Source organism: Citrobacter sp. Cb023 (assembly GCF_030336805.1).
GTDB classification, from domain to species: Bacteria; Pseudomonadota; Gammaproteobacteria; order Enterobacterales; family Enterobacteriaceae; genus Citrobacter; species Citrobacter braakii.
On sequence record NZ_JAOWCV010000038.1, the window covers coordinates 723,304 to 734,892 of the forward strand.

Annotated in this window: 10 protein-coding genes; 7 read left to right on the forward strand and 3 right to left on the reverse strand. The window is 53.5% G+C overall.

Annotated elements, in window-relative coordinates:
* Nucleotides 1-48 precede the first annotated feature (48 nt).
* The 3 genes from OGW44_RS17290 to OGW44_RS17300 all read right to left on the reverse strand — a co-directional run bounded on the left by OGW44_RS17290 (nt 49) and on the right by OGW44_RS17300 (nt 2,890).
* Nucleotides 49-981, reverse strand: a complete 933-nt coding sequence (locus OGW44_RS17290; RefSeq protein WP_185654285.1) for an Rpn family recombination-promoting nuclease/putative transposase — start codon at nt 979-981, stop codon at nt 49-51.
* A gap of 159 nt (nt 982-1,140) precedes the next feature.
* A complete protein-coding gene (gene phrB / locus OGW44_RS17295; protein WP_185654284.1) occupies nt 1,141-2,559 on the reverse strand; it encodes a deoxyribodipyrimidine photo-lyase in 1,419 nt (472 codons plus the stop codon).
* Nucleotides 2,560-2,683: 124 nt separating this feature from the next.
* Complete coding sequence (locus OGW44_RS17300) at nt 2,684-2,890, reverse strand: YbfA family protein (protein WP_003022870.1); 207 nt, start codon at nt 2,888-2,890, stop codon at nt 2,684-2,686.
* A gap of 307 nt (nt 2,891-3,197) precedes the next feature.
* On the opposite strand from OGW44_RS17300, the gene kdpF reads away from it, so the two are divergent.
* The 7 genes from kdpF to speFL all read left to right on the forward strand — a co-directional run bounded on the left by kdpF (nt 3,198) and on the right by speFL (nt 11,362).
* Nucleotides 3,198-3,287, forward strand: a complete 90-nt coding sequence (kdpF, locus tag OGW44_RS17305) for a K(+)-transporting ATPase subunit F (RefSeq protein ID WP_001670793.1) — start codon at nt 3,198-3,200, stop codon at nt 3,285-3,287.
* On the forward strand, nt 3,287-4,966 hold the full coding sequence (gene kdpA, locus OGW44_RS17310; protein WP_185654283.1) for a potassium-transporting ATPase subunit KdpA: 1,680 nt from the start codon (nt 3,287-3,289) through the stop codon (nt 4,964-4,966). Before kdpF ends, kdpA begins: the two co-directional genes overlap by 1 nt.
* Before the next feature lie 20 nt (nt 4,967-4,986).
* A complete protein-coding gene (gene kdpB, locus OGW44_RS17315) occupies nt 4,987-7,035 on the forward strand; it encodes a potassium-transporting ATPase subunit KdpB (RefSeq protein ID WP_101699821.1) in 2,049 nt (682 codons plus the stop codon).
* 8 nt (nt 7,036-7,043) lie between these two features.
* On the forward strand, nt 7,044-7,610 hold the full coding sequence (gene kdpC / locus OGW44_RS17320; protein ID WP_047497716.1) for a potassium-transporting ATPase subunit KdpC: 567 nt from the start codon (nt 7,044-7,046) through the stop codon (nt 7,608-7,610).
* Between the two features lie 10 nt (nt 7,611-7,620).
* Nucleotides 7,621-10,305, forward strand: coding sequence for a two-component system sensor histidine kinase KdpD (gene kdpD, locus OGW44_RS17325; RefSeq protein WP_185654282.1), 2,685 nt, complete (start codon nt 7,621-7,623; stop codon nt 10,303-10,305).
* Nucleotides 10,302-10,979 carry a two-component system response regulator KdpE gene (gene kdpE, locus OGW44_RS17330; RefSeq protein ID WP_049269245.1) on the forward strand — a complete coding sequence of 226 codons (678 nt, stop codon included), beginning with the start codon at nt 10,302-10,304 and terminating at the stop codon, nt 10,977-10,979. Before kdpD ends, kdpE begins: the two co-directional genes overlap by 4 nt.
* A 278-nt stretch (nt 10,980-11,257) precedes the next feature.
* Nucleotides 11,258-11,362: a leader peptide SpeFL gene (gene speFL / locus OGW44_RS17335; protein WP_114149115.1), complete on the forward strand. Its 105-nt coding sequence runs from the start codon at nt 11,258-11,260 to the stop codon at nt 11,360-11,362.
* Nucleotides 11,363-11,589 lie beyond the last annotated feature (227 nt).

The following is an 11,589-nucleotide window of genomic DNA, read 5'->3' on the forward strand; positions in this document are numbered from 1 at the left end:
TTTACAGGCCCGATGATGTAATAAGATTCGGGCCTGTTTTTCTGGAGATTATGCATGGTTTACAGCCAAATCTGCTTCTGAAACACCGGTCACCAGTTTTACCATTTCGCGTTCTATTCCCTGCTCCAACATGGTTTGCGCTATACGCAATGCCGCTTCTTGTTTTCCTTGTTGTAGTCCTTGTTGTAGTCCTTGTTGTAGACCTTCCTGTAATCCATCTAACCGTAACCGCTCTGCAATAGTCATCAGCCTCTCCTTGTGTTGGGGGATCCGTTGTGTCATCTCTTGCATAAACTCATTAAAGCGAGATTCATCGCCAGATTGTAGAATGTAATTAAACATCGCTTGTAATTGCGTGTCATTAGCGCATCCAGTAAGTAGCAGCGTGGTCAGTTGCTCTACCAGCCCCATCAAATCCCGCCGACGGATATGTTTTTGCATTAATTCCAGCAGCGCCATTCGCCTGTGAGCCATGATCTCATCATCGGGTACCACCGTTATGTCCACCAACGGAAATGCGCTGGAATAAAGTTGTCTTGCCACCACGGAGTCGGCAAAGGCATCCAGCCAGCACAACGAGTACGGATAAGGGCTTCGGCAGCCATGATAAAACAGCATCGGTATCACCAGCGGCAGTTCCTTATGCCCTGCGTCCAGATGGCGCTGCATCGCCGCCATCGCATAACGCAACAGACGAAAAGCCATATGCGGCTCGGCTGAACTTTGATGCTCTAAAACCACATAGACATAACCGTCGCCGTCGCGAGTGTGCAAAGACCAGAGCACGTCGGAGTAGCGCGAACGTAAATCCGCTTCAATAAAGCTTTCTGACTCCAGCTTCAGCGAATTCAAATCGCAAAGCGTCCGCAGTTCAGTTGGCAGGTGAATGTCGAGAAAATCCCGCGCAGTTTCGGGATGATGTAAAAACGTTTTAAACACCGCATCGTGCGGTGTTGATGTCGTTGGCGTTGGCGTTGTCATTAATTTCCGTCATCTGAATGAAGATGACGGAAATTTACTGCTGAGGGAAAACTTATGCAGCAGGGTATTCACTGTACTGAGAGCACGCTTCAGCGCTAAAAGCTCCCGACTGCAACATGTTCATTCTGCTGGAAAGCATTACGCTGAAATCCACCATGCCTACTCTTTACGCGCCGCCTCATAGGCCGCCAGCGTCGCCAGTCTTGCCTGTTTATGATCGACAATCGGACGAGGATAGTTAAGCGTAACCTGCGCTTTTTCAGCCCATGTCCACGGGTCATGAATGGCTTTACCCGGCACATCGCGCAGTTCCGGCAGCCACTGGCGGATAAACTCGCCGTCGCGGTCAAATTTTTCGCCCTGAGTCGTGGGGTTAAAGATACGGAAATACGGTGCGGCGTCGGTCCCGGTTGAGGCCGCCCACTGCCAGCCGCCGTTATTGGCCGCCAGATCGCCATCGATCAGTTGCGACATAAAATATTGCTCGCCTTTACGCCAGTCGATCAGCAGATCTTTCACTAAAAAGCTGGCCGTAATCATGCGTAATCGATTATGCATCCAGCCCGTGGCGTTGAGCTGACGCATCGCCGCATCAACAATCGGGTATCCCGTGTTCCCTGTTTGCCAGGCTTTCAAATGTGCAGGATTATTCTGCCATTGCACGCGATCGGTCCAACGGATAAACGGTTGATGCCGACACAACGCCGGATGGTAAGTCATCAGATGACGATAAAATTCACGCCAGATAAGTTCGTTCAGCCAGACGCTGCCTTCCCCTCCTTCAAGCGCCTGCGGCTGCTCCGCGAGCAGTCGATTCAGGCACTGGCGCGGCGACAATCCCCCTGTCGCCAGGCTCGCGGATAATCGACTGGTACCGTCAACCGCAGGGAAATCACGCTGTTGCTCATATTCTCTCGCGGCCTGCTGGCAAAACTGGCGTAATTGCGCGATAGCCAGTTTTTCTTCTGCCACAAACCGCTGCGCATCAAAATCTTGCTGCGGATAGCTCAGCGTTATTGATGTTAACGGAGCGTCAAGAGCGCCGCTTTCTCTCACCTTCGGCGCGCTAACGCATTCTGGAACACCCTCTTTAATCCGCTTCAGCCAGGCATTTTTAAACGGTGTAAAGACTTTATACATTTCGTGATTGCCGGTCATGACCGCCCCCGGAGGCAAGATCACGCTGTCGTCAAACCCTTCACACACCACATGGGGTAATGCCTTCTCAACGGCGACATCACGCTGACGTTCGTTTATTTCGTATTGATAGTTATAAAACAATCGGCTGACGCTATGCTGTGCGCAGACGTTTTTAACGGTTTCCACGCTGGCCGCAAAATCTGCGACTTCATCAAACAGAAGCGGGATGCCTTTTTCCGCCAGCGCCGCCTGCAACGCATTCAACTGCGCACTCACAAATGCCGCCTGACGTGGGGCCATTTCGTGCGCCTTCCACTGCTCAGGAGTAGAGATATATAGCGCGATGACCTGCGCAGTACGATCCCGACAAGCCGCCGCCAGCGCGAGGTTGTCATGCAGACGTAAATCACGTCGAAACCAGACCAGATGGGTGGTCATAATACTCCCGGATATAAATTAATCATTGCCACTCGTTATCTATTACACCGACAAGTGTAGACGTCGGCGCATAAAAAAAACCGCCACATTACTGTGAGCGGTTTTCTTGAGCAAGAACGATAACTTAGTAGAAATCGCAGGTGGCTTTTTCAGCCTGCTCCATCCACACCGGTTTATCACTGGTTTTAGACCAGACGCGGTGCAGGTAGCTGTAAAAACGAGCGCGGTCTTTCCAGAACAGCATGACCGGTAGCGCCAGCACGCCCGCCACTACGGCAAAGGTACGGCGCAAGAAAACAATGTGTGCTGGATATTCTTTATAAAAGTCCATAATCCTCTCCCATATATCTGTTCGGTGAATAGCACCGGAAAATAAACTTGGTTAACTGATGAAAATAATACCGCCTTGTGTGTAATTTTGCTACTCATCCGACCACTTATTTTTATCTATTGATGCTCCGTTTAGCATAAAACCGTAATTAAGTTACATAAAGGTTAAATTAATACTAACCATTAGTTAAATAATGGTTTTTGCCATTTTTATACTTTTTTTACACCCCACCCGCTGATTTTTGCGAAATCTTTGCAAACAAAAACCTACGCTCTGGTTATCACATTTATGCCACTGGAGGTGCACTGTGAGTGCAGGCGTGATAACCGGCATTGTGCTGGTCTTTTTATTATTAGGTTACCTGGTCTATGCCCTGATCAATGCGGAGGCGTTCTGATGGCGGCCCAAGTATTTTTACTCATTGCCAGTTTCTTGCTGGTGCTATTTGTCATCGCCAGACCGTTGGGATTTGGGCTGGCTCGACTGATCAACAATACGCCCCTGCCGGGTCTGGTTGGCGCGGAGCATCTACTCTGGCGCAGCCTGGGCATCTCGCAGCAGGAGATGAACTGGCGGCAGTATCTGCTGGCTATCCTCGCTCTCAATGTGCTGGGCCTGCTGGTCCTGTTTTCGATGCTGATGGCGCAAAACCTGCTGCCGCTAAATCCCCAGCAACTGCCAGGGCTTTCGTGGGATCTGGCGCTCAACACGGCGGTGAGTTTTGTCACTAATACCAACTGGCAATCCTATGCTGGCGAAACCACCTTAAGCTATTTCAGCCAGATGGCCGGGTTGACCGTGCAGAATTTCCTGTCTGCGGCGACCGGAATTGCGGTGATTTTTGCCCTGACCCGCGCTTTCACACGCCAGAGTATGAACACGCTGGGCAACGCCTGGGTCGATCTGGTTCGCATTACGCTGTGGATCCTCGTCCCTATTGCGTTGCTCATTGCCCTGTTCTTCATTCAGCAAGGTACGTTGCAAAACATATTGCCTTATCAGCCCATCACCACCCTTGAAGGGGTGAAACAGCTGCTGCCAATGGGGCCAGTCGCCTCACAGGAAGCGATTAAGATGCTCGGCACTAACGGAGGGGGATTCTTTAACGCTAACTCATCGCATCCGTTTGAAAACCCAACCGCACTGACCAATCTGGTACAGATGCTGGCTATTTTCTTAATTCCCACCGCGCTGTGTTTTGCCTTTGGTGATGTAGTGGGCGATCGTCGTCAGGGGCGGACCTTACTGTGGGCCATGTCACTGATTTTTGCAGTCTGCGTTGCCGTCGTGATGTGGGCCGAAGTTCAGGGCAACCCGCACCTGATGGCATTCGGTGCCGACAGCAATATCAACATGGAAGGCAAGGAGAGCCGCTTTGGCGTGCTGGCCACGAGTCTCTTTTCCGTCGTCACCACAGCAGCATCCTGCGGGGCTGTCGATGCGATGCATGACTCCTTTACCGCACTGGGCGGCATGGTACCTATGTGGCTGATGCAGATTGGTGAAGTGGTCTTCGGCGGTGTGGGTTCAGGTCTGTACGGCATGCTGCTGTTCGTGCTGCTGGCGGTATTTATCGCCGGGTTAATGATTGGCCGTACGCCGGAGTATCTGGGTAAGAAAATCGACGTGCGCGAAATGAAAATGACCGCGCTGGCGATTCTGGTCACCCCTACGCTGGTCCTGCTCGGTACAGCGATCGCCATGATGAGCGATGCCGGGCGCAGCGCCATGCTTAATCCAGGTCCTCACGGCTTTAGTGAAGTCCTGTATGCCGTGTCGTCTGCCTCGAACAACAACGGTAGCGCCTTTGCCGGATTAAGCGCCAATAGCCCGTTCTGGAACTGCCTGCTGGCCCTGTGCATGTTCTTCGGTCGCTTCGGCGTGATCATCCCCGTGATGGCTATTGCCGGGTCGCTGGTCAGTAAAAAGATCCAGCCAGCAAGCCCAGGCACGCTACCTACCCACGGCGCGCTGTTTGTCGGGTTGTTAATCGGTACGGTGTTACTGGTTGGCGCTCTCACCTTTGTTCCTGCCCTGGCGCTTGGCCCGGTCGCAGAATACCTGTCATTACACTGAGTGATGCGGAGCACATTACTATGAGTCGCAAGCAACTGGCGCTGTTCGAACCCTCTCTGGTCGCACAGGCGCTGATGGACGCCGTGAAAAAATTAAGCCCACATACCCAGTGGCGTAACCCGGTGATGTTTATCGTCTGGCTGGGCAGTTTGTTAACAACCCTGTTAACGGTGGCGATGGCAACAGGTCATATGCAGGGCAGCCCGTGGTTTACCGGCGCGATAAGTCTGTGGCTGTGGATTACCGTTCTGTTCGCCAACTTCGCTGAGGCGCTGGCAGAAGGTCGCAGTAAAGCTCAGGCTAACAGCCTAAAGGGAGTCAAAAAAACCGCCTTTGCCCGTAAACTTCGCGAACCCAAATACGGCGCGGCAATGGATCACGTTCCTGCCGATGATTTACGGAAAGGGGATATCGTGCTGGTGGAAGCTGGCGATATTATCCCGTGTGACGGCGAGGTCATTGAAGGTGGCGCATCAGTAGATGAAAGTGCCATTACCGGTGAATCCGCGCCTGTGATTCGTGAATCCGGTGGCGATTTCGCCTCCGTCACCGGCGGGACCCGCATCCTCTCCGACTGGCTGGTTATCGAATGCAGCGTAAACCCCGGTGAAACGTTCCTCGACCGGATGATCGCCATGGTTGAAGGCGCGCAGCGGCGTAAAACGCCCAATGAAATCGCCCTGACGATCCTGCTGATTGCCCTGACCATTATCTTTTTGCTGGCGACCGCCACGCTATGGCCGTTTTCCGCCTGGGGTGGTAGTGCGGTCAGCATCACAGTGCTGGTTGCCTTGCTTGTGTGTTTGATCCCTACAACGATAGGCGGACTGCTCTCAGCGATTGGCGTCGCCGGGATGAGCCGCATGCTGGGCGCGAATGTCATCGCTACCAGCGGACGTGCAGTAGAGGCGGCAGGTGACGTAGACGTACTGCTGCTGGATAAAACAGGCACCATTACGCTGGGTAACCGTCAGGCTTCGGATTTTCTGCCCGCCCACGGCGTGGACGAAAAAACGCTGGCCGACGCCGCACAGCTTTCATCGCTGGCCGATGAAACGCCGGAAGGCCGCAGCATCGTGATCCTGGCAAAACAGCGCTTTAATCTGCGTATTCGCGACGTGCAATCGCTGCACGCTACCTTTGTGCCGTTTACCGCCCAAAGCCGGATGAGCGGCATCAACATCGACAACCGAATGATCCGCAAAGGGTCGGTCGATGCCATTCGTCGGCACGTTGAAGCCAACGGCGGCCACTTTCCCGCCGATGTGGAGCAGAAGGTCGAAAGCGTCGCTCGCCTTGGCGCAACGCCGCTGGTGGTTGCCGAAGGCTCCCGCGTACTGGGCGTGATTGCGCTGAAAGATATTGTGAAAGGCGGGATCAAAGAACGTTTTGCCCAACTGCGCAAAATGGGGATTAAAACGGTGATGATCACCGGAGATAACCGCCTGACCGCTGCCGCGATCGCCGCTGAGGCCGGAGTGGATGACTTCTTAGCTGAAGCCACGCCGGAAGCCAAGCTGGCGCTGATTCGTCAGTATCAAGCGGAAGGTCGTCTGGTGGCAATGACCGGCGACGGAACCAATGACGCTCCTGCCCTGGCGCAGGCCGATGTTGCGGTCGCCATGAACTCTGGAACCCAGGCAGCGAAAGAAGCAGGTAACATGGTGGATCTCGACTCCAACCCCACCAAGCTGATTGAAGTAGTGCACATTGGTAAACAAATGCTGATGACGCGCGGTTCGCTGACCACTTTCAGTATTGCCAACGACGTCGCGAAGTATTTCGCTATTATCCCGGCCGCATTCGCCGCCACCTATCCGCAGCTCAATGCGCTGAACGTGATGGGACTGCATTCGCCAGACTCGGCGATCCTCAGCGCGGTTATCTTTAACGCGCTGGTTATCGTCTTTCTGATCCCGCTGGCGCTAAAAGGCGTGAGCTACAAACCTTTGTCCGCATCCGCGATGTTGCGCCGCAATTTGTGGATCTATGGTCTGGGCGGTTTGGTTGTGCCGTTTATCGGTATCAAAGCGATTGATTTACTGCTGACCCTGCTGGGTCTGGTGTGAGGTTTCAGATGAGTGGATTACGTCCTGCATTATCAACATTGATTTTCCTGATGCTTATCACCGGCGGGGCTTACCCGTTGCTGACGACCGCGCTGGGGCAGTGGTGGTTTCCCCACCAGGCTAACGGTTCGCTTCTTAGCGAAGGTCAGGTTGTTCGCGGCTCAGAGCTCATCGGGCAACATTTTACCGCTGCCGGTTATTTTCAGGGGCGTCCGTCTGCCACAGCTGAAATGCCCTATAATCCAATGGCTTCAGGCGGCAGTAATCTGGCAGCCAGCAACCCGGAACTGGATAAACAGCTGCAAAGCCGGATTGCCGCGCTGCGTGCCGCCAACCCGCAGGCCAATCCTGCCGTCCCGGTAGAGCTGGTAACGGCTTCTTCCAGCGGGCTGGATAACAACCTGACGCCAGCCGCGGTGGCCTGGCAAATTCCCCGCGTGGCGCAGGCTCGCAACCTCAGCGTTGAAGAGGTTACGCGGTTGGTTGCACAATATACGCACAAGCCGTTGGTCAGTTTTATTGGTCAGCCGGTGGTGAACCTGGTGGAACTTAATTTAGCGCTGGATAAGCACTGAGAAAAAGGACATGCATAACGAACCCTTACGCCCCGACCCCGATCGCCTGCTGGAGCAGACCACGGCCCCGCACCGGGGAAAACTGAAAATTTTCTTCGGTGCCTGTGCTGGCGTCGGCAAAACCTGGGCCATGCTGGCAGAGGCCCAGCGACTGCGGGCGCAAGGGTTAGATGTGCTGATTGGCGTGGTGGAAACCCATGGACGCAAAGAGACCGCCGCGCTGTTGGACGGCCTCAGCATCCTGCCGCTAAAGCGACAAGCGCGTCACGGCCGCCATATCAATGAGTTCGATCTCGACGCGGCGCTGGCTCGCCGTCCGGCGCTCATTTTGATGGATGAACTGGCGCACAGTAATGCGCCAGGCTCACGGCATCCTAAGCGCTGGCAGGACATTGAAGAGCTGCTAGAAGCCGGGATTGATGTCTTTACTACCGTTAACGTGCAGCACCTGGAAAGTCTCAATGACGTGGTCAGCGGCGTTACCGGCATTCAGGTTCGTGAAACCGTACCCGACCCTTTTTTCGATGCCGCCGACGATGTGGTGCTGGTCGATCTCCCCCCCGACGATTTGCGCCAGCGCCTGAACGAAGGCAAGGTTTATATCGCCGGTCAGGCAGAAAGAGCAATTGAGCATTTCTTTCGCAAAGGTAATCTGATCGCGCTACGTGAACTGGCCCTGCGCCGCACGGCTGATCGGGTAGACGATCAGATGCGTGCCTGGCGAGGACGTCCGGGAGAAGAGAAAGTCTGGCATACCCGCGACGCTATTTTACTGTGCATTGGGCACAATACCGGCAGCGAAAAACTGGTACGCGCCGCCGCACGTCTGGCAGCGCGTCTCGGCAGCGTCTGGCATGCGGTGTATGTCGAAACGCCAGCGCTGCACCGACTGCCCGAAAAACAACGCCGCGCAATTTTAAGCGCTCTGCGGCTGGCTCAGGAGTTAGGCGCAGAAACAGCTACCCTTTCCGACCCCGCCGAAGACAAAGCGGTCATCCACTATGCCCGTGAGCATAATCTGGGAAAAATTGTGCTCGGGCGTCCGACTTCGCGTCGCTGGTGGCGTAGCGATTCCTTTGCCGACAAACTCGCTCATCGCGCACCGGATCTCGACCTGATGATTGTTGCGCTCGATGAGCCCCCTTCACGCCCTGTGCTGCAAACGGCTGATAGCCGCACCTTTAAGGATAAATGGCGGGTACAAATTCAGGGTTGTGTGGTTGCCGTTGCGCTGTGCGCCATCATTACGCTAATCGCCATGCAGTGGCTAATGGCCTTTGACGCCGCCAACCTGGTGATGATCTATTTATTGGGTGTGGTGGTTATCGCACTCTTTTACGGACGCTGGCCATCAGTGCTGGCAACCTTTATTAACGTCGCCAGCTTCGATCTCTTCTTTATTGCCCCACGCGGGACGCTGGCCGTTTCAGACGTTCAGTACCTGCTCACCTTTGCCGTAATGCTAACGGTAGGGCTGGTTATTGGTAATCTGACCGCCGGGGTGCGTTATCAGGCGCGGGTTGCGCGTTATCGTGAACAGCGTACGCGTCATTTGTATGAGATGTCGAAAGCGCTGGCCGTCGGTCGGAGTCAGACGGATATCGCCGCCACCAGTGAACAGTTTATCGCTTCAACGTTTCAGGCCCGCAGCCAGGTTTTACTGCCCGGTGAGAACGGTAAGCTGGCCCCGCTCACCCATCAACAGGGCATGACACCGTGGGATGACGCCATTGCCCAATGGAGCTTTGACAAAGGGCAACCGGCCGGTGCAGGCACCGACACGTTACCGGGCGTGCCGTATCAGATTTTACCGTTAAAAAGCGCCGATAAAACGCATGGGCTGCTGGTGGTCGAACCGGGAAATTTACGCCAGCTTATGATCCCCGAACAGCAACGCCTGCTGGAAACCTTCACTCTACTGGTAGCCAGTGCGCTGGAGCGCCTGACGCTGACCGCCAGCGAAGAGCAGGCGCGGTTTGCCAGCGAGCGCGAAAGCATTCGCAACGCCCTGCTCGCTGCTCTGTCCCACGATTTACGCACGCCGTTGACGGTGTTGTTCGGTCAGGCGGAAATCTTAACGCTGGATCTGGCCAGCGAGGGATCGCCGCACGCGCGCCAGGCCAGTGAGATTCGCCAGCACGTTCTGAATACTACCCGACTGGTTAATAACCTGCTGGATATGGCGCGAATTCAGTCTGGCGGCTTTAATCTTAAGAAGGAGTGGTTAACGCTGGAAGAGGTGGTCGGCAGCGCCCTGCAGATGCTGGAGCCCGGTCTCTCTGCTCCAATAAATCTGTCGTTACCTGAACCGTTAACATTGATTCACGTCGATGGTCCGCTCTTTGAACGGGTGCTGATTAACCTGCTGGAAAACGCCGTCAAATACGCGGGGCCACAGGCGCAAATCGGTATTAATGCCAGCGTCGATGGCGCACATCTGCAACTGGACGTCTGGGATAATGGGCCGGGTATTCCGTCGGGTATGGAACAGCGCGTTTTTGACAAATTTTCCCGGGGAAACAAAGAGTCATCGGTGCCCGGCGTTGGGCTGGGGCTGGCAATTTGTCAGGCTATTGTGGACGTGCACGGCGGTACTATTTCGGTCCACAATCGCGCGCAAGGAGGAGCCTGTTTTCGTGTTACACTGCCCCAGGAAATCCCCCCTGAACTTGAAGATTTTCATGAGGATATGTGACGAACGTACTGATTGTTGAAGATGAACATGCCATTCGCCGCTTTCTGCGCACTGCTCTGGAAGCCGATGGCCTGCGTGTATATGAAGCGGAAACGCTGCAACGTGGTCTGTTGGAAGCCGCCACGCGAAAACCCGATCTCATCATTCTCGATCTCGGCCTGCCGGACGGCGACGGCATTGATTTTATTCGCGACCTGCGACAATGGAGCGCGATTCCGGTGATTGTGCTTTCAGCCCGCAGTGAGGAAAGCGATAAAATTGCTGCGCTGGATGCCGGTGCCGATGACTATCTCAGTAAACCTTTTGGTATTGGCGAGCTACAGGCGAGATTGCGCGTAGCATTGCGTCGCCACGCCAGCGGCGCGTCTCCCGAACCGGTGGTACATTTTTCCAACGTCAAAGTGGATATTGCCGCGCGCCTCGTTCACCGTGGTGACGAGGAAATTCATTTGACGCCGATTGAGTTTCGTCTGTTAGCGGTTCTGCTAAATAATGCCGGGAAGGTACTGACGCAACGCCAGTTGTTAAATCAGGTTTGGGGACCAAACGCCGTCGAACATAGTCACTATCTACGTATTTATATGGGACACCTGCGCCAGAAGCTGGAACAGGACCCGGCCCGTCCGCGTCATTTTCTGACCGAAACCGGAATTGGCTATCGGTTTATGCCGTGAATTCTTATTCATTTTTTCTGATTAATTAATAAATATATTTTTCATTACTCACTCCACTGCATAATACTTATTATGCAGCCAGTAGAATATTGTAAAAAAATAATAAAATACAAATAAATAACATATAAACAACAAAACAGCATCTTGTCCCGCACTATGCATAAATGGCGACTAAATATTTTATAAACGATCTTTTTTTATTGATCTTCTTCACAGTTCATAGCCATTTCCTGGATAAAATACCCGCACCTTCCACTTATCCAGTAAAGGTAACTAAAATGGAAAATAATAGCCGTACAATGCCACATATAAGGCGAACAACGCATATTATGATGTTTGCCCACCGCAACAGTTTCGACTTTCATTTCTTTAATGCCCGTTAGTCTTCCGACTAAGGGCACTCAAGTATACAGGTCTTCCTGACTCTCTGTATCGCAGGCTAACGCCTGTATCCGCAGTGCTCTCCCTGCATAACCCTGTATTACCTGTGACCGGACCGGTTAGGGTTTATTGCATCTTCAAAAAAGCAATTTACTGATTTATTTATCAGCGGTATGACTTTGCTTTTTTTCCGGAGTTATCAATTTCTCATTTGAGAAATTGAGGACCT